Raw genomic sequence first — 26,414 nt, 5'->3', positions numbered from 1 at the left:
AACTATGACCCGTCAACGATAGGCATCGCGTATTTTTTTAAAACCTTTCGGTCCATCAAATCAAAAAAAAGGCAGGCTACAGATTCATTAAGCCTGATTCCCCGGGTCCCGGCCCTTGATTTTTCAGTCGCACTTTAATGGCGGGTAAAATCCTGGGTCGAAACGCATTTCGTGTAGAGGAATGAATTAATAATACGCTTAAAAAAAGTGTTGACTTTTTTTGGCGAATTGCTAATTTAATTGCGTTATTTTTTGAATAACAGGCCTGGGTTTAGGCTTTTGCATGGCATAAGGACTGTTGCCCAACACTCCTAAAAGATAAGGGGGCGCCATGAATAAAATAACTCCACATCTATTACGCGATTTACACAAAACACTCCCTCAAGGCACAGAATGCTATCTCTGCGCCGCTGCCAGGAGAGCTTTAGCTAAATACCGCAAGAGTCGCGAACCAATGGTTTTTTCGAAACCAGCAGCTTTTTTGAAAAAAAGATGAGGCTTTGTCTGTCTTGTCGCAAAGGCTGGGTCGGGGCCTAAAACGCTTTTTCACCGACGATATTCAAGCGGCATTGTAGCTTCATACCGGTAATTAAGCCCAATAGAATGGCTTAACTTATCCTACTGACATTACTTCCTCTCCTGCGGGAGGGAAGTTGCCATCATTCCTTACATCCCCCTCTTCGCAGGGGGATTTTTTTGCGGCTTGCAACGTATATTCTGTGCGGACAATGCGCGAAAATATCGACCTAAAAAACACATGACGCGGAGTGTGGGAACCAGTCATCTCTTGTCCAATAAATTTTCTAACAAAAATGGATCATCGAAATGGCGTCTGCCGATGAAAGCGATTGCGTGAGCGCCCCATTGCCGCATAGCGCCCGGACTAGCGATTCCGTAAGGCCAAAGCAGAAATCGTTCGGTGCGTTCGCTGGCATCAATAATACCGGCATTATTGTACAGACTGCGTTTGCTACCGTTGGGCATCGGCAATGAGCGCAGCTGTTCTACATCATCGAACAGATAGTTGCGAGTCGCCACCTCTGAAGCATCGTCCACGAACGACACTTGTTGCAGGTAATGCGTACGGCTTTGTAAGCGCAACAACAAACGGCGGCCGGGTGAAATGGTTGGTATGGATTTAGGACTTAACACCGGTTCTGCGCCATCTTTCGGCGCTACCGCCCGGTATCCCCGGCTGGGGAACAGCAGATAATAACAGCCGCAACCATGAATGCTGTCGAAAGCGATAGGCACGCCTTCGGGGTCTAGCGTAACGCGCCAAATCAGACTATCCAACGGCCCGCCGTATAAATCCAGCATGCCGGTTTTCTCGCGCGCGGGCAGCCAGATTTGATAGATCAATTGCAACACCACCCTGCCGTGCCAACGGGCATAGCTATGCGCGACATAAACCGTCGGTTGATCGGTGTCGATTCGCGGTTGCTGATCGCTGTCCAGAGCGACAGCGCCTATTTTATCGGTATCGTTGCGGGTATCGATTTCCCAGACAGGCGCGAAATGCTCCAGCAACTGTTGCAATTGCAAGAAAGTCAGGTGTGGAATCCCTAGCGGGTTATCGTAAGCCGAGCTCAGCATTGCGGCAATGTGTTCGGACGGTAACGGATTGCTGTGGGGTGGGCTGTTGCGGATAAGCTCGCCTTGCCGGGGCAGTGTTGCCAACGGTATTTTAAAACTGGCGTCCAAGTTCCGGTGCAAACGCTCGATAGCGATAGAGGCCGCGTAACGTGCCAGAGGATATAGGCCGGCAACGCGTTTCCAGCTTTGATACGCGTCGGGGACCTGGGCCTGTTCCAGTAGTCTTTTTTTATGTTCGGGATTATTCAAACTGAGCTGGTTCAGGCATTTGCCGCAATGCTCCAAAACTTGTTCAAAGGAGCCCTCTACAGGTATTTTAGAAAAAAGTTGCTGCCTAGCTGAGGCCGGCAAGTTGGCGAACTCAAGCTTTTTACCCGTTGCATCGAGTTGCCGCATGTGTTCCAGCCATTCAGCAAAGGCATCATTTGATGTGGTCCATTCGCCCATCGAAGCCAGGAAACGGTTGACCCCGAGATGAGGAAAACCGTTGATGCGGACGGTTTCCGGATCATTTAAATCGTATTCGTTCAGCGTGGCCTCGATGTTCTCAAACCAACGCTGACACGTTCCATCCTCGCCTGACAGCGAAGCATCGGGATAAGGTTTTAGGGCCGCACAACCTTGAATAAGGAGAACCAGACAACAGGCAAGTGTGGAATACCGCATGTGGATTCCTCTAAAAGCGGATGTTCAGTGGTGAAAAAAAGTGCCCGATATTTGCCATTTCTAACGTCCTTTTTTGCCGTCAAGTAAGGCACCGTTTCGACAATAAACTCAAAGGACTAGCCAGTGGCGCTGACTCCGACATCAAGTGATTCCGGCAAAAATACCGGTGCCGAGGATTGTTTATAATAACTGCCCTGCACTAGATCAAATCCGGTATTGCGAGCCAGCAGCTCGGATTTTTTTTGATCGATTTGTTGCAGGATACTTTGCCCGCCTGTACTGGCCACCATGGCTTTTAATTTGTGTAATTTTGCCGGCAAGGTATTATCACGCCCATTATCCAGAAATTGCGCTGATAAACTGACATAATCCGGGGATAACTTTTGAATGAATTCAAAAGTTTGACTTTCTTTAGCAACGGAATCGAATTTAAGCCCAATTTGATAGCCTCGATGTCGATAGTTTTCCAAGCCTTCAATCAGTACTTGATGATAACGTATATATTGGCTGTTTACGGCCAGTATGATAACGATATTTTTAGTTTCCAATCCGCACTGGGTAATGACTTCTTGAAAATAAGCACCGTGATCCTGTTTAATGCCAAGTATATGGCGTGGATCTACCTCCAAAAAAAGCAGGTCGTGCAAATGCGTCAACGGTAAAAAATTCAGCATGTGCACGGTGCGGGATAAGCGGTCAAAATTAATGATAGATTCAAATTCATTGGTTTGGGGTGAATTATGAGGCAGCAGATTTTCAATTTCGCTTGAATACAGGTGCTGAACTTCATAAGTGGAAACTTTGATTTTGGCGGTATGTCCAATGATCACCGCAGGATTTAAGGTCTGTCGTAGCGGCGAAAAACTGCTGTCTATCCGAACCGGGCCGAACAGGCCGCTTATTTTTCCCTCTTCCAGAATAAAGGGCCGAAAACTGGAACGATGCTCCTGCCCGAATCGGTCATTGAAATATTCAACTAAATTTTGTAATGGCATAAACTTACTCCTTACATTTAATAAAAACTTTTGATCATCAGCGGGATTCCTCATATAACAGCCCCCAGTTTAAAAAAGCGGGTCGAAACCCGCTCAAAAACATCCCTGTATAGAAGGAAGGCGCACTTAAAAAGCTTCAAACAACTGTGGCAAACAATGCTGGATTATTCTTTGCAACTGTTTTGCTGAGGTTGGAAATAGTGTAGTGCGATCTTTGTTCTTAATAAAACGATATTATTCGATATTTGTATCGAATAAACTGATATATAGGGGTATTTTTCATTCAGCCAACAAAGCGGTTAATGGCCAAAAGGATCCACGTCATTGAAGATGATAACCGGCGGGTGCTTTATTACATTTTGCGTTTAGTGATATTTCAATCATCAAGAACACTGAACGAAAATGATACCCCTGCAACTCATAGACGACGGCAAGACAACCGTCGCGCATGAGCGCGTGGATTGAAACAAGCTGGGCTGTGGCAAATGTTGCTGTCAGAAAGGTTTAGGGTACATCTCGAATGAGGATGATTAACGGCTTGACCGTAACAGGATAGGCGTGAGCAAGAGGACTGGCGCGTCTCCTGCTCACGCGATTGTCATTAACTTTTCCCGGGCAACATGCCGACCGAACCGGGTTTGATGCGTTTGCAAGTGACAACCATATCTTCCAGATGACACTGGCTTTTGCCTTGATTAGCGCCCGCGCATGGTGTACAGGCAGCCTTGCCTTCATCTTTCACTTTTTCAACATGCCAGCCGTAACCTTGCGACTGACAAAATGTTTTGCTGTATCTTTTAATGTTATAGGCTTTTGATGCGGTTGCAATGGCTTGAGATTCTACGTCACATCCCGCCGAGGGCAGCGTATTAGCCATAAGATCTCGGTAAATATATTCTGTTGCCAACGTTGTTCCGGAAAAAAAAGCTAATGCCACCGATAGGCAGATCAAATTAAGTTTCATGGTTCTCTCCTGATTATTGTTTTACGTGATGTGTGACCACGCTAAGGTTGATAAGAGCTATCGCCCTATCTCCAGGCAGGTTAGTTAAAGCCTGCTGCCCCGTTTAAAGGGAAGGATGATGAATGTTCAGTTCAATACTCGGATATTCATCTGGGCTGTCTCTTCTTCCAGTTGCTGTTTGATGGGGGCAAATTTTTCATTCTCGCTTTGTTTGACTACGGTAATGACTATCAATAAAGTAATGACCGTACCACCCACATATAGCCAGAAATTGTCTTTTGTTTTTGCTGCTTCGCTCATTTTTTTATACCTTTTGTTGTGTTAAATCATCAATGGGCGTACCAAGGTTGATGTGAAAATTATGCCTCTCATCAACTCAGGAACCGATTTCCACCTGAGGTTTGTGCTTCCTCCGGATAAACTACTTCACTTTGATATTTTGAGCGGTCAACAATCTTGGTGGCCAAGTTGGCAGGAGAATGACGCATAAAATATCCTCTTTTTAGTATAGTAGCGGATCAATACTATAGAAGAAGCTCAAGAGCGCTGTCAACTAATATCGATTCGATACATGGATATATTAAACCGTTCTGTCCCCCTATGCCGTCAAAATAAAAACTTCGGGTTTAGGGTGGCCTGACGAAGAAAGCTGATCAATCGCGATTGATGCACTTCGTTCCTCGGTACAGCATTACGCTGCGCCTGCATTCGTCAGGCCATCCTATGACCCTGAAACAAATTCTGCGATAATAAGATGTTATAATCTGCTTATAAATTGCTGGACTGATGCCGGCTATCACTATTTACTCATCAACGCATCTATGAACGAAACAACAGTATTCAAACCTTGTGATCTGGTTATCTTTGGCGCTTTAGGCGATTTATCCCGCCGCAAGTTGCTTATTTCTCTGTATCGACTTGAAAAAGCCAATTTGATTGAAGTTGATACTCGTATCATTGGCATAGATAGGCATGAGGGCGATAATTCAGGGTTTATCGGGATTATCCATGAAAGTTTGCAAGAGTTTTTAAATGAAATAATTGATGAACAAGTCTGGGTGCGGTTTTCGGCAAGATTGGCTTATCTGAAAATAGATTTAACCCAGATGGATCAATACCCGCTGTTGAATACCCTTATTGATGGGCAATCCAGAGTCATGGTGAATTATTTTGCCGTTGCCCCTTCCTTGTTTACCAATATTTGTCAGGGACTGGCTAAGTGCGGGGTTTTGAATGAAGAATCGCGCATGGTGATGGAAAAGCCGATAGGTCACGACCTTAAATCCTCAAAAGCTATTAATGATGCGGTTGCCGAGGTATTCAACGAAAAACAGGTCTACCGTATCGATCATTATCTGGGTAAAGAAACAGTACTCAATTTATTAGCGTTGCGCTTTGCCAATTCCATTTTTACCACCAACTGGGATCACAATACCATTGACCATATTCAAATTACCGTCGCTGAAGAAGTCGGTATTGAAGGGCGCTGGGATTATTTCGACAAGACCGGGCAGTTACGCGATATGCTGCAAAACCATTTGTTGCAGATTCTGACTTTTGTGGCGATGGAACCTCCGGTCAATCTGGAAGCGCAAAACATACGCGATGAAAAGATAAAAGTTCTTGCCGCGCTACGGCCGATTACCAAAGAAAATGTAAAACTTAAAACCGTCCGTGGATTGTACTCGGCGGGGGAGATCAAGGGCAAGCCGGTGCCGGGCTATCTTGAAGAAGTAGGCGCTAATATTGAAAGTACCACAGAAAGCTTTGTCGCGTTGAAGGTGGCCATTGATAACTGGCGTTGGGCGGGCGTGCCGTTTTACTTGCGCACCGGCAAACGGATGGCCTATAAGCGCACTGAAATCGTCGTTAATTTCAAGCAGTTGCCGCATAATATCTTCAAAGAAAGCTTTGACGATCTGCCGTCTAATAAACTGATCATTCACTTGCAGCCGAATGAAGGCGTAGAGATTCAGGTGCTTAACAAAATTCCGGGCATCGATGAAAATATTAAGCTGCAAAAAACCAAGCTGGATTTAAGTTTTTCCGACACCTTCAAAAACAGCAAGATTTTCGGCGGTTATGAGAAGTTGGTGCTTGAAGCGATGCGGGGCAACCCCACCTTATTTCTTAGCCGTGAAGAGATTGAGCAAGCCTGGACCTGGATCGATTCCATACAGGATGCCTGGGCGCATGCCGATGTTGCACCGCAACCTTATCCCGCCGGTACTTGGGGGCCTGAGGCCGCTGACGAATTAATCGCCAGAGACGAAAGAGTCTGGGAAGAATGAAACAGCTGACGCGATGGGTTTCACTGCGTTCTACCCATCCTACCGTATCGATTAACCGTAGACAGAAGGAACAAATATGCATCCTGTATTAGAAAAAGTGACTAACGAAGTTACCCGGCGCAGTCGTGAAACGCGCGGTGCCTATCTGGCGCGTATTGATGCGGCGGTAAAACAAGAGCCGCATCGTGGCGAGCTTGCTTGCGGTAACCTAGCTCATGCTTTTGCCGCTTGCGGGGCCGATGAAAAGAGCGATTTAACCGGACATCAGAAAGCCAATATTGCGATTGTCTCTTCTTATAATGACATGTTGTCGGCACATGAGCCTTATAAAGACGCGCCTGCGCTGATCAAAGCAGCCATCAAGGAAGCCGGGGGCGTCGCCCAGTTTGCTGCCGGCGTACCGGCCATGTGTGACGGCGTTACCCAAGGCCGCCCCGGCATGGAACTGTCGTTGTTCAGCCGCGATGTGATTGCGATGGCTACGGCCATAGGTTTAAGCCACAACATGTTTGACGGCGCGCTGTACTTGGGGGTCTGCGACAAGATTGTGCCGGGGTTGCTGATCGGCGCGCTGAGTTTCGGCCATTTGCCCGCGGTGTTCGTTCCGGCAGGACCGATGCCTAGCGGTTTGGCCAACAAGGAAAAAGTGCGTATCCGCCAGCTTTATGCCGAAGGTAAAATCGGCCGTAAAGAACTGCTGGAGTCCGAATCGGCGTCCTATCACAGTGCGGGCACCTGTACGTTCTACGGCACCGCAAACAGCAACCAGATGATGGTTGAGATTATGGGCCTGCATCTGCCGGGCAGTTCGTTCATCAACCCTTATACGCCGTTGCGGGATGAACTGACCAAAGCCGCCGCCAGACAGGTTTTAAAATTTACTGCGCTGGGCAATGATTTTCGTCCGATTGGCCATATGATCGATGAAAAAGCGATTGTGAACGCCATTGTCGGCTTATTGGCAACGGGCGGTTCCACCAATCACACCATCCATCTGGTCGCCATTGCGCGTGCAGCCGGCATCATTATCAACTGGGATGATTTTGATAATCTTTCCAGAGCCATACCGTTTTTAACCCGTATTTATCCGAACGGTCATGCAGACATCAATCACTTCCAGGCAGCCGGCGGCATGGGGGTACTGATTGCCGAACTGTTAAAGAACAGCCTGTTGCATGAAGATATTCTGACGGTTGCCGATCAGCGCGGCATGAAGAATTATGTACAAGAACCAACATTGATTGATGGCAAATTAACCTGGGTGCCTTGCCCTGAAGCGTCTTTGGACCCGAAAGTTATCAGTACCGTCGCTAAACCCTTTGCAGCCGGTGGCGGCTTGCATGTTATGCACGGCAATTTGGGGCGCGGGGTGTCAAAAGTTTCTGCTGTGGCGGAAATACACCAGATCGTTGAGGCGCCGGCGATGGTATTTGATGATCAGGACGATGTGGTTGCGGCCTTTAGACGCGGCGAAATGGAGAAAGATGTTATTGTGGTGCTCCGCTTCCAGGGGCCGAAATCCAACGGTATGCCTGAACTGCACAAATTGACGCCGTCTCTGGGCGTGCTGCAGGATAAAGGCTTCAAGGTCGCGCTGGTGACGGATGGACGCATGTCCGGCGCTTCGGGTAAAGTCCCCTCAGCCATCCACATGTGTCCCGAGTGTGAAGAGGGTGGTCCGTTAACGAAAGTGCGCACCGGCGACATCATCCACTTGAACACTCAAACGGGCGAGGTCAATGTACTGGTAGACGCAGATGAATTTAATGCCCGCATTCCGGCGGCAAATAGCGCCAAGGGCCACCATTTCGGCATGGGCCGCGAATTGTTCGGTGCTTTCCGTCAGGGTGCGACATCTGCTGAAACCGGGGCCTGCAATCTGTTTGTCATCGATTAATAACTATAAGAATTTGGTACAATAATGAATAAAAAGAACTGGAAAATTCAACCCGCTGATGTTTTAAATGCCGGTCCGGTAATGCCTGTAATGGTTATCCAGAATTTGGAGGATGCTGTTCCTCTGGCCAAAGCTTTGGTCGCTGGCGGCATTAAAGTGCTGGAAATTACGTTACGCACGCCGATAGCGCTTGATGCGATCAGGCTTATCAGCCAGGAAGTCGAAGGCGCCATCGTCGGTGCGGGCACCATTACTACGCCCGAACAATTGAAAGCGGCAGAAGAGGCCGGTGCCGTTTTTGCGATCAGTCCCGGATTAACGCCGAAGCTGTTAGCCGCTGCTCAAGCCGGAAATATAGCATTGATTCCGGGCATAGCCACCTTGTCGGAACTGATGTTAGGCATGGAGTATGGACTGGATCATTTTAAATTCTTCCCGGCCGAAGCAGCAGGTGGTATACCGATGCTGAAATCTATTTCCGGGCCTGTTCCTGGCGTGACTTTTTGCCCGACAGGCGGTATTTCGCCGGAAAATTACAACAGTTATTTGCAGTTAAGCAATGTTGCCTGCGTTGGCGGATCATGGCTGGTGCCAGCGGATGTGGTAAAAGCAAAAAACTGGGCCAAGGTGACTGAATTGGCAAAACAGACCATAGACAGGGCTGTTTCGGTTTGAGTGCATGCTTTACGCCATTAGCTAAATAGATGAAAGGTATTTTGGGGTTTGTTATTTTATAAGCAAGTTCCCTTTAGAATACTAGCGAAGATCAATTACACAAAAGGCTAGCTAAACCTCGGAACTTCGCGGCTTAGCTAGCCTTTTGATGACGCTACAGATCACGTTTTAAAACCGAGAAAACCTATGACTAAACCGCGCAGTGTTACCTTAAATGAGAAAACTCAGTCTTTATGCGAGTTGCCTGTCTTATCTGGAACTATTGGCCCCGATGTAGTCGATATTCAAACTTTTTATCAAAAGACCGGCATGTTTACTTATGACCCCGGTTTTACTTCCACGGCCAGTTGCAGCTCATCGATAACTTATATCGATGGTGAAAAAGGTATACTGCTTTATCGCGGTTACCCTATCGAGCAACTCGCAGAACATTGCACTTTTTTGGAGGTTTGTTATCTGCTGCTGAATGGCGAATTACCCGACACCGATGAAATGCAGCAGTTCGAAGACACCATAACCCTGCATACTATGGTGCACGATCAGCTGACTAACTTTTTTAAAGGATTCCGTCGCGATGCACACCCGATGGCCATTATGGTGGGTGTTGTTGGTGCATTGTCATCGTTTTATCATGACGCGCTGGACATTAAATCTAAGAAAGATCGTGACCTGAGCGCCATTCGCCTGATCGCCAAAGTACCGACCATCGTGGCGATGTGCCATAAATACAGCACCGGCTTACCGTTTATGTATCCGCAAAACAAGCTAAATTACGTTGAAAACTTTATGCGGATGATGCTGGGTACGCCTTGTGACGAGTTCCAGCCCAATCCGGTATTGGTCAGAGCGTTGGACAGAATTTTGATCCTGCATGCCGATCATGAACAAAATGCCTCGACTTCAACCGTGCGCTTAGCCGGTTCCAGCGGCGCCAATCCCTACGCCTGTATCACTGCCGGGATTGCCTGTCTCTGGGGGGCCGCCCATGGCGGTGCCAATGAGGCTGTACTCAATATGCTGGAGGAGATTGGCGATGTTTCGAACATTGCTGTATTTATAAGCAAGGCCAAGGACAAAAGCGATCCGTTCAGGCTGATGGGTTTTGGTCATCGGGTTTATAAAAATTATGACCCGCGTGCCAAATTAATGCGTGAAACCTGTCATGAAGTGCTCACGGAATTAGGTCTGCATGATGACAAAATATTCAAATTAGCGTTGGAGTTGGAGCGCATCGCCCTTGAAGATCAATACTTCATCGAGAAAAAACTTTACCCGAACGTCGATTATTATTCCGGCATTGTGCTGCATGCATTAGGCATACCCAGTAACATGTTTACCGCGATGTTCGCGATGGGCCGAACCGTGGGCTGGATCGCTCATTGGGATGAAATGATAGCGGATCCGGAACAAAAAATAGGACGGCCAAGACAGCTTTACACCGGCGCAACAAAACGTGATATTCCGCCGCAGCATATTAAACGGAGGTAGTGCTCGTAAAGTTAGGCATTGTTAATCCTAAAAACCGCAGTTAGTCCACGAAAAGCACGAAAGAAATCAGTATGTTGTATTGCGCAGTCATTCACCCTTTGGGTGACGATCTACAACTGGGTATCTCTTTGAATATTTTCGTGCTTTTTGTGTTTTTCGTGGATCAAATGATTTTTCTAGGTTAATGCATAACACCGCAACGACTTGTATGGATGCAGGAGCAAATAGCTATTTTTGCGGTCGTTCGTCGTTTCAGTCATTTGCTGAAGGGCATCTAAAAATTGAATTGATAAACGCTGAAATGTGTACAATTTCTTCAATGCAAAGACTGTGTTCCATTATGTAATCATGCCATTCGACGTTGTAATCCATCGATTTTAGCGTATCGAATGCGGCTTTGCCGGACTCGACTGCAACGACGGGGTCTATGATGCCGTGAGCCATAAATATCGGTGTAGTTTTATTAGCGGCTGAATGCTCGGTTTTTAATTGTTCAATTGTCGGCAAATAAGTCGACAGCGCAACAATTCCGGCCAATTGATGCGGGTACTTTAAGCCGGTATGAAGCGCAATCACGCCTCCCTGGGAAAACCCGGCCAGTAAAATATGGGTTGATGGGATACCCTTGTCAATTTCCTGCTGGATCAATGGTTCAATCAAGTCGGCTGATTGATAGATACCGTCAACATCGACTTTGTGTTCCTGCGACATCTCCAAAATATCGTACCAGGAGCGCATCGACATACCACCGTTGATGGTGACAGCCTGAATCGGCGCATTGGGAAAGATGAAATGGATGTTGGCTTTCGCGGTTAACAGCAGTTCGGGAACCAGTCTTTCAAAATCATGACCATCGGCACCTAATCCATGTAACCATATGACAGAATATAGGTGCTCCGATTCGGGTTGTATTTCGATGGTGCTAAGTTGTCTGGAATTCATAAATCCTCCAAGATAGTCGTCAATGCCAGGGATTGCCGTCAAATTTCGGCAGATCAGGGTTCATAGTGTCCCATGGCTGGGCATCTGCCACCCAAATATCTTTTTTTGGCTGAAAAATGCCGGGATCGTCAAGCGTTGCGGCGGCGACCGTTCTTATGTCGGTAAAGGTGCTGTTCCTGCCAAACAACGAAGTCCCGCATTCCGGGCAAAAGGCACGATAAACGGTATTGCCGCTTGCCGCAACTGTGGCATATTCTTTATAGTTGCCGGTTATGGTAAGTGCTGAGGCAGGAACAAACAGGCCGGCAAAATAGGGGGCGCCAATCGCTTTTTGACAGGTTCGACAATGGCAGTTGAAACCACTGATAGGTGGGGTCGATATTTCATATCTGACCGCACCGCAAAGACAGCCGCCGGTAATGGGCAGTTCCATATTTTTCTCCTTCGACTGCACGGACAGATATTTGCTTCCCTGTAATTGCAGGGAAGATTTACCGGTAAATCTTAGTACAATAGAGCGAACATAGCTAAACTTTAGCAAACAATACAGAGTCATAAACAATGTGGGACAATCTTATTTTAATCGCTTTATTGCTGGGTGCATATCTGTACTGGTTTAACGGGCAGCAGGTGAAAGAGATTGCGCTTAAAGCAGTCAGGGCGCATTGCTTGAATCTGGAAGTCCAAATGCTGGATGAGTATGTTGCGCTAAACAGCATCCGGCTGGACAGGGATCAAACCGGGAAGATGCGGGTGCGACGGGCATTTTTGTTTGAATTTTCTTCAACCGGAAATGAACGCTATAACGGAGCTTGTATTATGCTCGGGCGGCGAGTCGAATCCATTCATATGGAGCCGTACCGGTTTGACGAGGAATTTTAAAAAATAGTTTTGTGGAGGATCAAATGAGTCAGTGTTCAGTCTGTGGTCATGAGCGTAACGATCGTGATATCAAGTGCCCGGAATGTGGTCATTTTTACTCAAAAATTGCCGAGATTATTGCCGAACAGGAAGCGCAGGAGGAAATGCAAACATTTCGTGGGCGATGTAAAAGAATCTTTAACGCGGATGATAGTAAGCTCGCATTGCAGGCCGAGTTGAAGCTGATGAGGGAGGGGCTGACTAAAAAAGGCCTATTTGCACTTTTTGTGATTTTCGTATTTGTGTTTGCTTTGGTTGCTTCTGTTTTGTAGTCATCATTAAGCGATGACGTGTGCCATACGCTAAGCTGTTAGCTGACCACAAACAGCTTAAGGTATGGCGCTGGGTCTATAATTACCCTATCTTTCCAATAGATCGAGTTTGCTTTCTTTCCCGTTCCAGTCATCCGCATCAGGTAAAGGCGGTTTTACATCGGTAATAACAGGCCATTGTTTGGCCAGTTCGGCATTTAATGCGATGAAATCTTCCTGCCCCTCAGGCAATTCATCTTCTGCAAAAATTGCGTTGGCGGGGCATTCAGGTTCGCATAACGTGCAATCGATACACTCATCCGGATCAATAACCAGAAAGTTAGGGCCTTCATGAAAGCAATCTACCGGGCATACATCTACACAATCAGTAAATTTGCATTTAATACAGTTTTCGGTGACTACAAAAGTCATAATTATTACCAGGAAAGTTGATTTTTAATTTAAAGCGTTATTCTAGCAGAAAGCGTTGGATGATTGAATGCCGAGTTTGTTAAACGCATCATTTAGCCGGGTTTGGTGTGATGCCGAGGCAAGTAATGGCAGGGCAAATAGAGGCTCATTTAGTCTTCGCGCCATTCTGAATAAGGATGTATCGCGAGATTGTTGTTGTAATAACGCAAATCCGCGGTGACTTCCAGGCCTAGCCAGTAGGGTTTGGAAAAAGATTGTCCTGTTGCGTCCAGTTCAATTTCAGCGACTATCAAGCCCTGATTGTCGCCTTCAAACTCATCTATTTCCCAAAGATGATTATCATCAGTGACGAAATGACGGGTTTTTTCGATTAACGGTTTCCTGCAAAGATTCATTAATATCTCGTTTGCATCAGTCATCGGAATTTCATATTCATATTCATGCCGGTGAGTGCCGACAGTCGCCGTTTTTATGTTCAGCCAGGCATGATCATTGCTGATGCGCACCCTGATTGAGCTGGTTGCCTGAGAGCTTAAATAGCCTTGCCGATATTCTACCGAATGGCTAACGTATTTGCGCCAGTCATCATTGGCAAGCAAAAATTTATGTTCTATTTCTATAGCCATGAGTAGATGTCTTTAGTATGGGGTACCATTCAGCTTGCGTAGCCTAAGCTAACCGGATTAATGAAAAAAATTATCGTCATTATTATCATCGTCGTCGTCCAGCGACAATGATTCTCCGGGAATTGTCTTTTCTTCCATTGCCCATTCCCCCAGATCAATCAATTTACACCGTTCGGAGCAGAAGGGTTTGGAGGGTTGTTCAGGAATCCAGGGTACAGAGCGTCCGCAGTTAGAGCACTTTACAATCAGTGTTTTATTGGATGCAGACATTAGAAGAGGCAGCAGGTTAGATAAAAAGGAATCTTGTCAGGACTTTGTGTTGGCCGTTTGTTGTCGGAAGACGGCACCATGAACCGGATGGTGCAGCGGTGTTTGCCGCCACTGATTTCTGCAAAGCAGTGTATGGATTTATCCACACTGACTTTAAGCAGTTGGTGGAGTTGGTGGGGTTGATTGATGTCCAGCGAAAATTGAAAAAAACCGGCTTCAGCGATCTCATGAGTCGGTGAACTGCAATGACGGATAAAATTAAGAATCAGGTCAATTGCGGTACGGATGTCATTAAATGGGCTACTCCAGTGTTGCAGGTCTTTTAATCGATTAGCTTCATCCTGCTCAAGCCAGTAATGGAATTCGGGTAAGTCGAAAGAACACGTTCCACCAGGGATGGAACTGCGTTGAGCGATGCTCTGGAATAAGTCGCTTTCCATGACAAGGGTGCCGATTTTTCCGTTAGTGGCATAGAGTTTTTTGCTGGTTTGATTTAATGTGCGAAGCAGTTCTTCCAGTTTTTGGGTGTCGACGCCTTGGTTATAGGCGATTTTATTGAGTACGTTGGCATGCCGATCGAGCTCTTTCAGTATTTCTGATTTGAGATCATTGCGTCTGAAAATGGTCATGATATCGAGCAGCACGCTGATCGCGGCACGTTTATCATCAACCGTCTCACCCGTTAAGAAATGGCTGAATTGCAGGAAAAGTTGTTCTAGCCGTATAAAAACCCGGATGCGTTCATTGAGTGGGAATTCATAGGTAATCGTGGTGTTCACAGACAAGTTAATCCTGGTAAGCGCTTAATGAAAGGTATAAATTGTGCAGTTTTTTTACCTGTTCTGCAAGTCTATAATCAGTATTCGAGTTATCAATCAGATCGTCGGCTTTTGCTTTTCTGAATGCGCGAGACACCTGGTTGTCGATTATGGACTGTATTCTGGCAACGGTCAGATTATCTCGAATCTTAACGCGTTCAATTTGCGTCTCAACAGGGCAGTCGATAACCAATATCCGGTCAACAAGGTGAGTCATGCCGGTTTCGAATAATAATGGAATGCTGATTATGCAATACGGAGCGATGAGCTGTTCGAGTTCTGCTTGCAGGGTTTTGTAGATTAAGGGATGAAGTATTGATTCAAGTTTTTGTTTCTGTTCGTGATCGGAAAAAACCAGTTCCCTGAGATTTTGTCTATTCAACGAGCCGTCCGGGTTGAGGATGGCGGGGCCAAATTCCTGTCGTATTCGAGCAAGTGCCGGCTGTCCTTTTTCGACCAGCCGATGGGCTATTTCATCGGCATCGAGCACCGGGACATTTAACTCAGAAAAAATCCTGGCAACCGTCGATTTTCCACAGCCTATGCCGCCGGTTAGTCCGATTTTCAACACGATTTTACAAACCTGCGGCGGTCAAATAGAGTTGGTTAAGATCGTTTCCCCATAATAGCGCGATCCATCCTGCGGCTGCTAGATAAGGCCCGAAAGGGATAGGTACGGTATGATCGTGTTTGACAAAAATGATCATGCCGAGACCGATGACCGCACCGACCAGTGATGATAATAAAATAATAATCGGCAAGTACTGCCAGCCCAACCAGGCACCGAATAAAGCCAGCAATTTGAAATCGCCATAGCCCATGCCTTCTTTGCCGGTTATCAGTTTAAACAGATGAAATACCGCCCAAAGGGCTGTATAACCGGCAACAGCGCCGATGATGCTGGTGTGGGCATCAGTAAACACATTAAAGAGACTCAGACACAGACCCAGCCAAAGCAGGGGCAGGGTGATGGAGTCAGGCAGTAACTGGTGGTCAATATCAATAAAGATTAATGCAATCAACGACCAAGTCAGCAGCAGGGCGAAAGCGGCTTGAGGCGTGTAGCCAAAATGCCAGGCGACTATGAATGATGTTATCGCGGTGAAAGCTTCTATGAGCGGATAGCGCATCGAAATGTGACAGCCGCATTGTGCACACTTTCCTCTTAAAAAAACATAGCTGATGACCGGAATGTTCTGGTAAGGCTTGATCGGCGTATTGCATTTTGGGCAGCGGGATAAAGGAAAAACCAGATTAAAGGGTTCTTCTTTTTCAGTCTGCGCCGTTTCCGGATTAAGTTGCAAGTATTCGGTACATTCCTTACGCCATCCTTGTTGCATCATGATGGGCAATCGATAGATGACGACATTCAGAAAGCTGCCGACTAGCAAGCCGATAACACCGGCTAAAAGTGAAAATAAAGGCGTTATAGCTAAAAGCGTATTAAGTTGTTGCATCGGTGTTTTTGAGAAATGAGTGAAAGGCTAAAGGCTAAAGGCTAAAGATAAATTGTATTGGCGCCAGGGTTTTTTCGCTTTGTATCTTTCGCCCGATTCTTCTTCAAATCGCCGCACCCATTTTAAATATCGGTAAATACATTGCGACAATCAGGCCGCCGACTAAAATGCCCAGTATCACCATAATAATAGGTTCCATTAAGCTGCTTAAATTATCGACCAGGTTGTCGACTTCTTCGTCGAAAAAATCGGCGACTTTCAACAGCATGGAATCCATTGCGCCGGATTCCTCGCCGATAGCCACCATCTGTATTACCATGTTCGGCCAAAGATTGGACTGCTGCATCGCAAATTGAAGTCTTTGTCCGGTTGCCACTTCCTCGCGCATTTTTAACACGGCTTCTGAGTAGATAATATTGCCGCAGGCTCCGGCGACGGACTCGAGAGCCTCTACCAAGGGCACCCCGGCTGCCGACATGGTGGCCAAGGTTCTGGCAAAACGCGCAACGGCAGACTTGTTTAAAATGAGACCGACTACCGGTAATTTCAGCAGGGTTTTATCCAGAAAGTGACAGAATGCTTTGGAACGTTTTTTAAAATAGCCGAACACGTAAACAGCGCCAATAACAATACCAACAACAACATACCACCAAGCCTGCATCCATTCAGACATATGGACAACCATTTTAGTGAAGGCGGGCAAATCTGCGCCAAAACTTTTAAACATGTCGTCAAATACCGGCACCACAAAAATCAGCAGGATGGTGGTGACGATAAAGGCGACAACAATAACAGCGATCGGATAGGTCAGCGCCTTTTTGATCTTTTTCTTCATCGACTCGGTTTTTTCTTTGTAGGTGGCGATCTTATCCAGCAGCGTTTCCAATACCCCCGCCTGTTCGCCTGCCGCAACCAAGTTACAAAATAATTCATCAAAATACAGCGATTTTTTGTTTAGCGCTTCGGCCAAGGTGTCGCCGCCTTCAATATCGGCTTTGATCCCCATCAGCAGGGCCTCCATGCTGGCGTTATCATGGCCTTTGCCGACAATCTCGAAAGACTGAACCAAAGGCACGCCCGCTTTAAGCATCGTGGCAAGCTGTCTGGCGAAAATGGCTATGTCGCCCGGCGTGATGGCCTGGATTTTTGCGCTGAATAACGGTTTGGGTTTTTTCTTGAGTTTAATGACACGATAGCCTTGCCGCCGCAGCTCGGTTTTCGCAATGATTTCGCTTCTTGCAGAGATTATGCCACCGGTTTTCTTTTTGTTTTTGTCGGTTCCCGCCCAGACGAAATCTATTTGTTCAGTTTGCTGTGCCATGATTATTCCTTGGTAATCCGATCAATTTCTTCCAGGCTGGTTATTCCCATGCTTACCTTGTTGAGTCCCGATCTACGCAAATCATTAAAACCTTCAGCCAGCGCGCACTCCGCCAGTTGATCGGCATTGCCGCCGTTTAAGATCAGAGTGCGCATTTTTTCGGTCAGCGTCAGGACTTGATAAATACCGACCCGGCCTTTATAGCCATTGGTGCAATGATCGCAGCCGACCGCACTGAACATCTTAAGCTCGCGTAACTCTTCCGGTTTGAAGCCGGCATCAAGGAGAACTTTATCGGGAAGGTTGGCCGGGACTTTGCAGTGTTCACAAAGCCTCCGGCCCAGACGTTGCGCCATAATCAAATTAACCGCAGAAATGATGTTGAAGGCAGGTATGCCCATTTGCAGGAGTCGATTTAAGGTTTGCGGGGCGTCATTAGTATGCAAGGTTGATAGCACCAAATGTCCCGTTTGTGCGGCTTTAACGGCGATTTCGGCGGTTTCCAAATCACGAATTTCGCCGACCATGATGATATCGGGATCCTGCCGTAAAAACGCCCGTAAAGCACTGGCAAAAGTCAGGCCTGCTTTAGGATTCATGTTGACCTGATTGATGCCTTCTACAGTGATTTCAACCGGGTCTTCGGCGGTGGAAATATTGCGCTCCACGGTATTCAGGATATTTAAACCGGTATAAAGGGTAACCGTTTTACCGCTACCTGTTGGCCCTGTGACCAGGACTAAACCGTAGGGTTTGTTGATGGCCTCAAGGAAAATCTGTTGTTGTTCCGGTTCAAAACCCAATTTTTCGACGCCCAGTTGGGCGCTGGTAGGGTCCAAAATACGCAAAACGACTTTTTCGCCAAACAGGGTAGGGCAGGTATTTACCCGGAAATCAATGGCGCGATTTTTGGATAAGGTCATTTTGATACGGCCATCTTGCGGAACCCTGCGTTCGGCAATATCCATTTTAGACATCACTTTAAGACGGGACACGAGTCTGTTGGCGATACTTTGGGGCGGCGTGGCAACCTGGCGAAGTATGCCGTCCGATCGGTAGCGGATGCGGAAAATTTTTTCGTAGGGTTCCATGTGTATATCGGATACCCCCTGTTTGATCGAGTCTAACAATATCTTGTTAACGTAACGCACAATAGGCGCATCATCAATGTCTGAGTTGACTTCGGCTTTAGCGATATCTTCTTCGCCACCGCTGATGTTCAGGTTGTCCAAATCCTCATCAAGCATATCCGTCATTGAGGTATCGGCGGCCTCTAAGGCGGCCTCAATGGTTTTGGCAAGCTTATCTTCTTCAACCAGAACGGCTTCGGGATTAAGGCGGCTGTGGAACTTGATGTCATCCAGAACGTGAAAATCGGTTGGATCGGATATGGCGACAAACAGGGTTTTGCCCCGGGTAAAAAGGGGGAGCGCGTGGCATTTTCGGACGAGCTTTTCGCTTACCAGATTTACAGGGAGTTTACGGAAGTCGATGGCATCCAGATCAAAAAAAGGTACGCCAAATTCAATGGAGGCTTGGGATGCGATCACTTTACTGTCAATAAGCTTATTGCTGGCAAGATAACGTATTAGCGAGACTTGTTTTTTTTGCGCTTCCTGGCTATGGGTTCGTGCATCATTCTCAGTTAGCAATCCCTTTTCAATCAAGCACCGTATAAGGCCACTAAATTGTAAATCTGTTGATGCGGTTTTCATAGGATGCTTGCTTTGTCAGTTGTTTGAACAAATATAGGTTAAAAAGGGGTAAGGTACAAGGCTAAGGGCTAAGGGCTAAAGGGGCGCTCTTTTTGCCCTTCGCCTTTCGCCCTTCGTCCGCCTTTCTTATAACTCCCGAATTTTGCGCTGCTGTTCTTCCAGGTTGTTAAGTATCGAACGTAAATCAGCCAGCTTGGCTTTTTCTTTATCGATAACTTCCGGAGGCGCTTTGTCGACAAACGCCGGGTTATTTAACTTACCCTCGACTCTAGGCAGGTCGTTATGGATTTTTTGTATTTCCTTTTCCAGTCGCGCCAGTTCCGCTTCCTTGTCGATTAAGCCCGCCATGGGGATCAGGATTTTCATCTCGCCGACTAAGGCCATCGCCGATTCGGGCGTGGTGTCATCAGTGTTTAACCAGGTGATCGATTCCAGCCTGCCCAGCTTTTGTAAATAAATCCGGTTGTTGGTCAAGCTTTGTTGATCGGCATCCGAGCCGTTTTGCAATAATATCGGCAGTGGTTTGCTCGGGGCGATATTCATTTCGCCACGAATGCGGCGCACGCCCAGAATAAAACTCATCACCCAGTTGGTTTCGGCGATGGCGTTAGCATCGATTTGCGCTTCATCGGCAACCGGGTAAGGTTGCAACATAATGGTTTCGGCATACACACCATCCCTGGCGATCGCCGCGCCAGTTCCCGACTGGCCTGCGGCATACACACCATCCCTGGCGATAATACCCGCCAATGGTGCAACCCGCTGCCAGATTTCTTCGGTAATAAACGGCATGATCGGATGCGCCAAACGTAAAATCGACTCCAGAACCGTCAGCAGGGTTTTACGGGTGCCGCGTTGCAGCGCCTCATCGCCGGATTGCAGCGATATTTTTGACAGTTCCAGATACCAGTCGCAATACTCATTCCAGGTGAACTCGTAAATGGCTTGAGCGGCCAGGTCAAAACGGTAGTTGTCGATCGCGTTGCTGGTTACGGCCGTCACCTGATGCAGACGGGAGGTAATCCAGCGGTCCACCTGGCTGTATTCGCAAGGTGCATCAGATAAACCGTTATCCTGCTCTTCGGTGTTCATCAGCACGAACCGCGCCGCGTTCCACAGCTTGTTGCAGAAATTTCGATAACCTTCGGTGCGGGCAAGATCAAAGCGAATATCGCGGCCGGTAGACGCCAACGAAGCGAAGGTAAAACGCAACGCATCGGTACCGTAAGACTGAATGCCGTCCGGGAAATGCTTGCGGGTATCCTGTTCGATTTTTTTGGCCAAATGCGGCTGCATCATGCCGGAAATACGTTTTGCAACCAAGGCTTCCAGTTCTATGCCGTCGATGATGTCAATCGGGTCGAGTACATTGCCCTTGGATTTGGACATCTTCTGCCCTTCCGCATCGCGCACCAAACCGTGGATGTAGACTTCCTTGAACGGCACTGCGCCCTGGAATTTCAGGCCCATCATGATCATCCTGGCCACCCAGAAGAAAATGATGTCAAAGCCGGTCACCAGTACGCTGGTCGGGTAATGCTTGGCCAGTTCCGAAGTTTGCTCGGGCCAGCCTAAGGTGGAAAAAGGCCACAACGCGGAAGAAAACCAGGTGTCCAGCACATCTTCATCCTGTCTAAGCGCATAGTCGGCAGGCAGGTTGTGCTTGGCGCGGACATCCTGCTCGGAGTTGCCGACGTAAATATTGCCCAGTTCGTCATACCAGGCCGGGATACGGTGCCCCCACCAGATTTGCCGGGAAATACACCAGTCCTGGATATTGCGCATCCAGTCGAAATAGGTGTTTTTCCAGTTATCCGGCACAAACTTGATGTCGCCGTTTTCAACGGCGGCAATCGCAGGCTCGGCTAGCGGCGCAACCTTAACATACCACTGGTCGGTCAGCAGCGGTTCGATAATGCTGTTGCTGCGGTCGCCACGCGGCACCATCAATTTGTGGTCGGCGATTTTTTTCAGCAAACCGAGAGCATCAAGGTCGGCGACCATTTGTTTGCGCGCGACAAAGCGATCCAGGCCGATGTATTTGGCTGGAATCAGCTCGTTTTCGCCTTCGTCGTTGCCGCGTATCGCGGCGTCAACGGTAAACAGATTAATCAAGCCGCCATGCGGCAAGTCCTGAATAACCGAGGTATGACGGTGGCGCGTCCAGACCTCGTAATCGTTAAAATCATGAGCCGGAGTGATCTTGACGCAGCCGGTGCCGAATTCGGGATCGACATAGTCATCGGCAATAATCGGTATGCGACGGCCTGTTAATGGCAGTTCCACGAACTCACCGAGCAGATGTTTGTAGCGCTCGTCATTGGGATGTATCGCTACCGCCGCATCGCCCAGCAGGGTTTCAGGACGGGTGGTGGCGACGATTAAATGCCCCTGACCGTTGGACAGCGGGTATCGAATTTGCCACATGTAGCCGTTTTCTTCTTCCGACAACACTTCCAGATCGGAAACGGCGGTATGCAAAACCGGGTCCCAGTTGACCAGGCGTTTGCCGCGATAAATCAGGCCTTCCTCATACAGCCGGATAAACACTTCCTGCACCGCATCGGACATGCCGTCATCCATGGTGAAGCGCTCCTTGTCCCAGTCCAGCGAAGAGCCCATACGCCGCAGTTGACGGGTAATGGCGCCGCCGGATTCCTCCTTCCATTCCCAGACTTTTTCCAGGAATTTTTCGCGGCCCAGATCATGGCGGGTAAGGCCTTCCGCATTGCACAGCCTTTCGACCACCATTTGCGTGGCAATGCCCGCATGGTCGGTGCCCGGTTGCCACAAGGTGCTACAGCCTTTCATCCGGTGATAGCGGGTCAGCGCATCCATGATGGTATCCTGAAAGGCATGGCCCATGTGCAAACTGCCGGTGACATTGGGCGGTGGAATCATGATGCAATAGGATTCACCCTCCGGTTTGGCCGCGAAATAGCCTTTGTCTTCCCAGGTTTGATACCAGCGTTGTTCGATTGAATGCGGGGCGTATGTTTTTTCCATGGATGCGTTATTATTTTTGTGAAAAAGTTAGCTATTTTAGCAGGATTAAGCAGGTAGGGTGGGCAAACAGGCTTTATCGTTCGCCCACTTTTTTATCCGTGATTGGTGGGCTTAATATAATATTGTATCGTTTCTACGGCAACCGTGGGAGCGATAACTGTCGCGGGCGCGGCCCGCTCCTACAAATATTATCCGTACAAACATTATCCGTAGGAGCGGGCCGCGCCCGCGAGCTTTAACAATCAAAAAGCAATAAACAGGTGTTTAAGATGCTGGCGCAGGTTCCACTTGGCATCGGTGTTCAGGGCGCGTTCCAGGCAGATAAAAGCTTGCGGGTTTTGCAGTAATTGATCGACGGTTTTATTCGACAGCGTATTGTCCAGACAAATCAATGCAGATCAAACAAGCCGATCAGTTGCGCTTCTTTTTCGGTGATGTAAGCTTCCAGCCGTTGCAGGTTTTCAGTTTCCGAAGCTTCCGGGTCGGGTTTGAAATCGACGCGGGGAAAATGCGATTTGGTCAATTGGTAGACTCTGAAACCGGCATCCAAAGCTTGGGGGTTGTCGCCACTTGTGCCCTTGAGGGTGGTGTTGGACATTTTGCTTTGCAGGGTGTTTTCGTTCATTTTTATATTGATGTTGTTGGTACATTGTGGGCAACGCTTTTTTGCCCACCACATGATGAATTCATAGTTTTGGTGCCGTAAACGGTGGGCAAAAAAGCCTGTCTACCCTGCAATCTATAGCCGATTTGCCCAGTAATCCGGTTTTCTATGCAGATGGGGTATGGCTACAATCAATATTTCATTAGCCCGAATTTGGTAAATAATGCCATAAGGAAATTGCTTGATGAGGCAGCGTCGTGTGCGATGGCTCAATTGTTACCACGCATCAGGATATTGTTTAATACGTGCTACAGCCGATTGCACCTGATCAAGAAATTCAAAACCAAGTCCTGATCGCTGAGCATTGTAATACTCAATGCCCTTCTCAAGCTCTTTTTCAGCGGCATTTAAAAAGTTAACGTTCACTTTTATATTTGTCAAATACTTGCTCGGCGCTAATCGCTTTTATGTTTCCTGCCTCATAAGCATCGATTCGGTTTTCCGCTTCTTTTGCCCAAAGCTCATCCATTGTTTTATCCGGCTGATCGAGACTGGCTAACAATTTTTCAACCAAGCTCGCCCTGTTTTTAGGTGCGAGCGTTAAAGCCTCTTTAAGTATTTGTTGTTCTAACATTATGTCACCTCATTGTTGATGATTTATGTTGTTGAATGTCGGGCAATTAGAAAGGAATCTCAGTTGGCACCGTCATACCGGCATGGATGCCGGTATGACGAACTTTTTGGCGTTAACTGAATTATCTTGCTAATCAGGTTTCATTTTACAGCGATTATATCTTCATATCGCCGTAATCTTTAACGGGGGCTTGATAGGTTGCGTTAGGTTTTTTCCTGCAAGCGTTCTTGCTGGCCATCGGGGGTGTTGGGCATTTTGCTTTGCAGGGTGGATTCGTTCATTTTTCGTTGTATTGATGGTTGGATGTTTTATCGTTCCCACGCTCCGGCGTGGGAACGATGTCGTTTTGCCGGTGCCGATTTCCATTTCGATGCAGATTTGCGGCTCTTCGCTTAAGGCGGCTTCATTTTCTGCAAGGGCGTCTTGTTGCAGGATGGTGAGTTTATTTTTGTGTAGCTGCTCCGGGCTTAGCAAGCACAGGTTTGGGGCAATATCGGATGCATTTGTTTGTGATAGTAACGGACGCTCAGATACATTTTTGCTTTGACCTTTGAAGAGTTCAACCGCGCTTTGTATGGCTTTGTTTTGATAGAGCAGGTCTTCAAGCTGAAGTTGCATCGTGTTCCTTAGTTTGCGCTAAAGGGTGAAAAGGTGTGCTTACCAATCTTTATGCGTCGTAATCTTGATGCCTGACTGCTGATAGCGGCGATAACGATTTCTGCCGGCTTCTTTGGTCGTTTCGCTATTATCCAGTATTTCAAGAATGCGCTCGGTTTGCGCTCCAAAGTTAGGATAGTGTGACGACAGGTTGAATAGGACTTTTTGCCAGTTTTCGGGCGCATCCAGCGAGCCGATCAGTATGACTTTTTCTGTGGCCGCACTCGCTCCCGGCGAGTCTGCGGCATACACACCATCCCTGGCGATATCGGGCTGTTCGCCGGTATATATCTGGTGCGGGATAAAACTGCCCGCCCTGAAAGTCCAGAGCAGGTCGTCTATGATTTGGCTTTGTTCGGCTGAATCGGTGAGCACATAGCAAAAACTGCCGCTACGATAGGCTTTTTCGATCAGTTTACAGGCAAACAGATACCGATCTTCCAGCGATTCAGTCGGCAGTATATAAAAGCTGACTTCAGCCACTTAGGTGATTTCCACTAATGAATCGACTAAAAAAATCGTCCACGAAAAATACAAAAATTCTCATAACACGATTGTTGTGACTGCTTTTTTCGTGTCTTTCGTGGAGAGGGTTTTTCCTACGGATCACCTTATGCCTTTGGCTGTTGAGCGCGGTCAATCAGATACTGGCTTAATAACGATACCGGGCGGCCGGTTGCACCTTTGGTTGGACCGGTGCGCCAGGCGGTGCCGGCAATGTCCAGATGTGCCCAGCGGAATTTTTCGGCAAAACGTGACAGAAAACAGGCGGCAGTGATGGTGCCGGCATCTTTGCCGCCGACATTGGCTATGTCGGCGAAATTGGATTTAAGTTGTTCCTGATATTCTTCCCATAGCGGTAAACGCCAAACGCTGTCGTTGGCGGTTTCACCGGCCGCACTCAGGTCATTGCACAAGGCGTCATCGTTGCCGAGCAGGCCGCTGGTTACACGGCCTAAAGCCACCAGGCAGGCGCCGGTCAGGGTGGCCAGATCAATCACTACCTCGGGATTGAAGCGTTCGGCATACGTTAACGCGTCGCACAGCAGTAAGCGGCCTTCGGCATCGGTATTTAACACTTCAATGGTTTTGCCGGACATGCTGGTCAAAATATCGCCCGGTTTATTGGCGTCGCCATCCGGCATATTTTCTGACGAGGGAATCAGGCCGATAATATTCAACGGCAGTTGCAGTTGCGCCACGGCAAGCAAGGTGCCCAGAACAGACGCGCCGCCGCACATGTCGTATTTCATTTCATCCATGCCTGCGCCCGGTTTTAATGAAATGCCGCCTGCATCGAAAGTGAGACCTTTGCCGATCAGCACGATAGGCTTGGCGTCTTTATCGCCACATTGATAGCTTAGGGTGATAAATTTTGCCGGTTGACGACTGCCGCGCGAGACCGATAAAAGAGCGCCCATGCCCAGTGCAGTCATATCGGATTCTTCCAGGATGTTAACATCCAGACTGGCATATTTTTTACTCAGCTCTATCGCTTGTTCGGCAAGATAGGTTGGGGTGCAGATGTTACCCGGCAAATCGGCCAGGTGTTTAGTCAACTCCATGCCTTCGGCAATAGCCTTGCCTTGCAGCATCCCAGAATGCGCCAAAGCTCGTTCGGCTTCGGTGGCGGCAATGCTGATTTTTTGAATCTGGCTTTCTGTTTCTTTATCGGATTTTGTGTGGGTAAATTGATAGACGGCATCGTTAAAGACTTCAATGATGTGCCGGGATTTCCATTGCAGGTCACGGCCTGCAACATCGCATTCCGCCAGACAGCAGATGACCGATTTTATTTGCGGCTTTTTCAGGCTGTTAACGGCAGCGAGCAACGCTTTTTTGTAGTCTTTGCCGGATAAAGGCTTATTTTCGCCCAGTCCGACCAGCAAAATGCGTTCAATCTTGCTGTCTGGAACAGCGTTGATTAACACGGTTTCGCCGTTTTTTCCGCTCAGGTCGCCACGGCTGACGATGTTGTTAATGAGTCCGTGAGTGATGCTGTTAAGCGTGGATGCTGATGGACTGAGTTGTTGGTCTTGATAAACACCGACAATAATACAATCACATTGCAGCTCTTCTAATGGTGCGGTTTCTATTGAATAATCCATAACTTAACTCGGTTATTTGTTGAATGGAGCATTATCTTGAGCAGACCTGAATTAACTGGCCCTGAGCCTGTCGAACAGGG

At 47.7% G+C, this 26,414-nt stretch carries 29 protein-coding genes; 7 read left to right on the top strand and 22 right to left on the bottom strand.

Going from position 1 to position 26,414, the window contains the following annotated elements:
* Positions 1-331: 331 nt before the first annotated feature.
* Positions 332-496, top strand: coding sequence for a hypothetical protein (locus RW114_RS04710; protein ID WP_340121564.1), 165 nt, complete (start codon positions 332-334; stop codon positions 494-496).
* 284 nt (positions 497-780) lie between these two features.
* Here RW114_RS04710 and RW114_RS04705 read toward each other — a convergent pair whose 3' ends face one another.
* The 4 genes from RW114_RS04705 to RW114_RS04690 form a co-directional block, all read right to left on the bottom strand.
* Positions 781-2,262: a hypothetical protein gene (locus RW114_RS04705; RefSeq protein ID WP_340121563.1), complete on the bottom strand. Its 1,482-nt coding sequence runs from the start codon at positions 2,260-2,262 to the stop codon at positions 781-783.
* A 116-nt stretch (positions 2,263-2,378) separates the two neighbouring features.
* Positions 2,379-3,257 carry an EAL domain-containing protein gene (locus tag RW114_RS04700; RefSeq protein ID WP_340121562.1) on the bottom strand — a complete coding sequence of 293 codons (879 nt, stop codon included), beginning with the start codon at positions 3,255-3,257 and terminating at the stop codon, positions 2,379-2,381.
* A gap of 601 nt (positions 3,258-3,858) precedes the next feature.
* Positions 3,859-4,221 carry a hypothetical protein gene (locus tag RW114_RS04695; protein WP_340121561.1) on the bottom strand — a complete coding sequence of 121 codons (363 nt, stop codon included), beginning with the start codon at positions 4,219-4,221 and terminating at the stop codon, positions 3,859-3,861.
* A 126-nt stretch (positions 4,222-4,347) separates the two neighbouring features.
* Positions 4,348-4,521, bottom strand: a complete 174-nt coding sequence (locus RW114_RS04690) for a hypothetical protein (RefSeq protein ID WP_340121560.1) — start codon at positions 4,519-4,521, stop codon at positions 4,348-4,350.
* 521 nt (positions 4,522-5,042) lie between these two features.
* On the opposite strand from RW114_RS04690, the gene zwf reads away from it, so the two are divergent.
* The 4 genes from zwf (at position 5,043) to gltA (ending at position 10,572) form a co-directional block, all read left to right on the top strand.
* Positions 5,043-6,512, top strand: coding sequence for a glucose-6-phosphate dehydrogenase (zwf, locus tag RW114_RS04685; RefSeq protein ID WP_340121559.1), 1,470 nt, complete (start codon positions 5,043-5,045; stop codon positions 6,510-6,512).
* 76 nt (positions 6,513-6,588) lie between these two features.
* Positions 6,589-8,409 (top strand): phosphogluconate dehydratase, encoded by a 1,821-nt coding sequence (gene edd / locus RW114_RS04680; protein ID WP_340121558.1) that lies wholly within the window; start codon positions 6,589-6,591, stop codon positions 8,407-8,409.
* Between the two features lie 24 nt (positions 8,410-8,433).
* Complete coding sequence (locus tag RW114_RS04675; protein WP_340121557.1) at positions 8,434-9,084, top strand: bifunctional 4-hydroxy-2-oxoglutarate aldolase/2-dehydro-3-deoxy-phosphogluconate aldolase; 651 nt, start codon at positions 8,434-8,436, stop codon at positions 9,082-9,084.
* 186 nt (positions 9,085-9,270) lie between these two features.
* A complete protein-coding gene (gene gltA, locus RW114_RS04670) occupies positions 9,271-10,572 on the top strand; it encodes a citrate synthase (protein WP_340121555.1) in 1,302 nt (433 codons plus the stop codon).
* A gap of 252 nt (positions 10,573-10,824) precedes the next feature.
* Here gltA and RW114_RS04665 read toward each other — a convergent pair whose 3' ends face one another.
* Both RW114_RS04665 and RW114_RS04660 read right to left on the bottom strand, forming a co-directional pair.
* Positions 10,825-11,514 carry an alpha/beta hydrolase gene (locus RW114_RS04665; RefSeq protein ID WP_340121553.1) on the bottom strand — a complete coding sequence of 230 codons (690 nt, stop codon included), beginning with the start codon at positions 11,512-11,514 and terminating at the stop codon, positions 10,825-10,827.
* Between the two features lie 19 nt (positions 11,515-11,533).
* A complete protein-coding gene (locus RW114_RS04660; protein WP_340121552.1) occupies positions 11,534-11,947 on the bottom strand; it encodes a GFA family protein in 414 nt (137 codons plus the stop codon).
* 128 nt (positions 11,948-12,075) lie between these two features.
* On the opposite strand from RW114_RS04660, the gene RW114_RS04655 reads away from it, so the two are divergent.
* Entirely contained in the window at positions 12,076-12,396 is a 321-nt protein-coding gene (locus RW114_RS04655; protein WP_340121551.1) for a DUF3301 domain-containing protein, read from the top strand.
* Between the two features lie 11 nt (positions 12,397-12,407).
* Positions 12,408-12,707: a hypothetical protein gene (locus tag RW114_RS04650; RefSeq protein ID WP_340121550.1), complete on the top strand. Its 300-nt coding sequence runs from the start codon at positions 12,408-12,410 to the stop codon at positions 12,705-12,707.
* An 87-nt stretch (positions 12,708-12,794) separates the two neighbouring features.
* Here RW114_RS04650 and fdxA read toward each other — a convergent pair whose 3' ends face one another.
* From fdxA to RW114_RS04570, 16 genes are all read right to left on the bottom strand, one after another.
* The gene (gene fdxA / locus RW114_RS04645; RefSeq protein WP_340121549.1) at positions 12,795-13,118 is read right to left on the bottom strand and encodes a ferredoxin FdxA; all 324 of its coding nucleotides are present in this window, start codon (positions 13,116-13,118) and stop codon (positions 12,795-12,797) included.
* Between the two features lie 149 nt (positions 13,119-13,267).
* A complete protein-coding gene (locus RW114_RS04640; RefSeq protein ID WP_340121548.1) occupies positions 13,268-13,744 on the bottom strand; it encodes a CYTH domain-containing protein in 477 nt (158 codons plus the stop codon).
* A 57-nt stretch (positions 13,745-13,801) separates the two neighbouring features.
* Complete coding sequence (gene yacG / locus RW114_RS04635) at positions 13,802-14,014, bottom strand: DNA gyrase inhibitor YacG (RefSeq protein WP_340121547.1); 213 nt, start codon at positions 14,012-14,014, stop codon at positions 13,802-13,804.
* Complete coding sequence (gene zapD, locus RW114_RS04630) at positions 14,014-14,793, bottom strand: cell division protein ZapD (RefSeq protein ID WP_340121545.1); 780 nt, start codon at positions 14,791-14,793, stop codon at positions 14,014-14,016. Before zapD ends, yacG begins: the two co-directional genes overlap by 1 nt.
* A 7-nt stretch (positions 14,794-14,800) precedes the next feature.
* Entirely contained in the window at positions 14,801-15,403 is a 603-nt protein-coding gene (coaE, locus tag RW114_RS04625) for a dephospho-CoA kinase (RefSeq protein WP_340121544.1), read from the bottom strand.
* Between the two features lie 4 nt (positions 15,404-15,407).
* A complete protein-coding gene (locus RW114_RS04620) occupies positions 15,408-16,289 on the bottom strand; it encodes a prepilin peptidase (RefSeq protein ID WP_340121543.1) in 882 nt (293 codons plus the stop codon).
* A gap of 103 nt (positions 16,290-16,392) precedes the next feature.
* Positions 16,393-17,610 (bottom strand): type II secretion system F family protein, encoded by a 1,218-nt coding sequence (locus tag RW114_RS04615; RefSeq protein WP_340121542.1) that lies wholly within the window; start codon positions 17,608-17,610, stop codon positions 16,393-16,395.
* A gap of 2 nt (positions 17,611-17,612) precedes the next feature.
* The gene (pilB, locus tag RW114_RS04610; RefSeq protein ID WP_340121541.1) at positions 17,613-19,325 is read right to left on the bottom strand and encodes a type IV-A pilus assembly ATPase PilB; all 1,713 of its coding nucleotides are present in this window, start codon (positions 19,323-19,325) and stop codon (positions 17,613-17,615) included.
* Between the two features lie 126 nt (positions 19,326-19,451).
* Positions 19,452-22,331, bottom strand: coding sequence for a valine--tRNA ligase (locus RW114_RS04605; RefSeq protein ID WP_340121540.1), 2,880 nt, complete (start codon positions 22,329-22,331; stop codon positions 19,452-19,454).
* Positions 22,332-22,573: 242 nt separating this feature from the next.
* Entirely contained in the window at positions 22,574-22,723 is a 150-nt protein-coding gene (locus RW114_RS04600; protein ID WP_340121539.1) for a hypothetical protein, read from the bottom strand.
* A complete protein-coding gene (locus RW114_RS04595; RefSeq protein WP_340121538.1) occupies positions 22,720-22,956 on the bottom strand; it encodes a hypothetical protein in 237 nt (78 codons plus the stop codon). The genes RW114_RS04600 and RW114_RS04595 overlap by 4 nt, the downstream gene beginning before the upstream one ends.
* A gap of 255 nt (positions 22,957-23,211) precedes the next feature.
* Complete coding sequence (locus RW114_RS04590; RefSeq protein ID WP_340121537.1) at positions 23,212-23,361, bottom strand: hypothetical protein; 150 nt, start codon at positions 23,359-23,361, stop codon at positions 23,212-23,214.
* The gene (locus RW114_RS04585; RefSeq protein WP_340121536.1) at positions 23,351-23,569 is read right to left on the bottom strand and encodes an addiction module protein; all 219 of its coding nucleotides are present in this window, start codon (positions 23,567-23,569) and stop codon (positions 23,351-23,353) included. The genes RW114_RS04590 and RW114_RS04585 overlap by 11 nt, the downstream gene beginning before the upstream one ends.
* Positions 23,570-23,731: 162 nt before the next feature.
* On the bottom strand, positions 23,732-24,187 hold the full coding sequence (locus RW114_RS04580) for a hypothetical protein (protein WP_340121535.1): 456 nt from the start codon (positions 24,185-24,187) through the stop codon (positions 23,732-23,734).
* 39 nt (positions 24,188-24,226) lie between these two features.
* Entirely contained in the window at positions 24,227-24,709 is a 483-nt protein-coding gene (locus tag RW114_RS04575; RefSeq protein WP_340121534.1) for a DNA polymerase III subunit chi, read from the bottom strand.
* 128 nt (positions 24,710-24,837) lie between these two features.
* On the bottom strand, positions 24,838-26,334 hold the full coding sequence (locus RW114_RS04570; protein ID WP_340121533.1) for a leucyl aminopeptidase: 1,497 nt from the start codon (positions 26,332-26,334) through the stop codon (positions 24,838-24,840).
* Positions 26,335-26,414 lie beyond the last annotated feature (80 nt).

The organism is Methylobacter svalbardensis (genome assembly GCF_037671525.1).
Taxonomy (GTDB): domain Bacteria; phylum Pseudomonadota; class Gammaproteobacteria; order Methylococcales; family Methylomonadaceae; genus Methylobacter_A; species Methylobacter_A svalbardensis.
Note: the sequence above shows the minus strand (reverse complement) of the source record. Positions and strands in the feature narration are given on the sequence as shown.

What these genes read in the sequence shown, in the direction of transcription:
- RW114_RS04705 (WP_340121563.1), bottom strand. Translation starts at nt 2,262, where the DNA reads ATGCGGTATTCCACACTTGCCTGTTGTCTGGTTCTCCTTATTCAAGGT.
- RW114_RS04700 (WP_340121562.1), bottom strand. Translation starts at nt 3,257, where the DNA reads ATGCCATTACAAAATTTAGTTGAATATTTCAATGACCGATTCGGGCAG.
- RW114_RS04605 (WP_340121540.1), bottom strand. Translation starts at nt 22,331, where the DNA reads ATGGAAAAAACATACGCCCCGCATTCAATCGAACAACGCTGGTATCAA.
- RW114_RS04595 (WP_340121538.1), bottom strand. Translation starts at nt 22,956, where the DNA reads ATGAACGAAAACACCCTGCAAAGCAAAATGTCCAACACCACCCTCAAG.
- RW114_RS04690 (WP_340121560.1), bottom strand. Translation starts at nt 4,521, where the DNA reads ATGAGCGAAGCAGCAAAAACAAAAGACAATTTCTGGCTATATGTGGGT.
- yacG (WP_340121547.1), bottom strand. Translation starts at nt 14,014, where the DNA reads ATGTCTGCATCCAATAAAACACTGATTGTAAAGTGCTCTAACTGCGGA.
- RW114_RS04660 (WP_340121552.1), bottom strand. Translation starts at nt 11,947, where the DNA reads ATGGAACTGCCCATTACCGGCGGCTGTCTTTGCGGTGCGGTCAGATAT.
- RW114_RS04580 (WP_340121535.1), bottom strand. Translation starts at nt 24,187, where the DNA reads ATGCAACTTCAGCTTGAAGACCTGCTCTATCAAAACAAAGCCATACAA.
- edd (WP_340121558.1), top strand. Translation starts at nt 6,589, where the DNA reads ATGCATCCTGTATTAGAAAAAGTGACTAACGAAGTTACCCGGCGCAGT.
- pilB (WP_340121541.1), bottom strand. Translation starts at nt 19,325, where the DNA reads ATGAAAACCGCATCAACAGATTTACAATTTAGTGGCCTTATACGGTGC.
- RW114_RS04665 (WP_340121553.1), bottom strand. Translation starts at nt 11,514, where the DNA reads ATGAATTCCAGACAACTTAGCACCATCGAAATACAACCCGAATCGGAG.
- RW114_RS04695 (WP_340121561.1), bottom strand. Translation starts at nt 4,221, where the DNA reads ATGAAACTTAATTTGATCTGCCTATCGGTGGCATTAGCTTTTTTTTCC.
- RW114_RS04570 (WP_340121533.1), bottom strand. Translation starts at nt 26,334, where the DNA reads ATGGATTATTCAATAGAAACCGCACCATTAGAAGAGCTGCAATGTGAT.
- RW114_RS04710 (WP_340121564.1), top strand. Translation starts at nt 332, where the DNA reads ATGAATAAAATAACTCCACATCTATTACGCGATTTACACAAAACACTC.
- RW114_RS04620 (WP_340121543.1), bottom strand. Translation starts at nt 16,289, where the DNA reads ATGCAACAACTTAATACGCTTTTAGCTATAACGCCTTTATTTTCACTT.
- RW114_RS04615 (WP_340121542.1), bottom strand. Translation starts at nt 17,610, where the DNA reads ATGGCACAGCAAACTGAACAAATAGATTTCGTCTGGGCGGGAACCGAC.
- RW114_RS04585 (WP_340121536.1), bottom strand. Translation starts at nt 23,569, where the DNA reads ATGTTAGAACAACAAATACTTAAAGAGGCTTTAACGCTCGCACCTAAA.
- RW114_RS04675 (WP_340121557.1), top strand. Translation starts at nt 8,434, where the DNA reads ATGAATAAAAAGAACTGGAAAATTCAACCCGCTGATGTTTTAAATGCC.
- fdxA (WP_340121549.1), bottom strand. Translation starts at nt 13,118, where the DNA reads ATGACTTTTGTAGTCACCGAAAACTGTATTAAATGCAAATTTACTGAT.
- RW114_RS04655 (WP_340121551.1), top strand. Translation starts at nt 12,076, where the DNA reads ATGTGGGACAATCTTATTTTAATCGCTTTATTGCTGGGTGCATATCTG.
- RW114_RS04640 (WP_340121548.1), bottom strand. Translation starts at nt 13,744, where the DNA reads ATGGCTATAGAAATAGAACATAAATTTTTGCTTGCCAATGATGACTGG.
- zwf (WP_340121559.1), top strand. Translation starts at nt 5,043, where the DNA reads ATGAACGAAACAACAGTATTCAAACCTTGTGATCTGGTTATCTTTGGC.
- gltA (WP_340121555.1), top strand. Translation starts at nt 9,271, where the DNA reads ATGACTAAACCGCGCAGTGTTACCTTAAATGAGAAAACTCAGTCTTTA.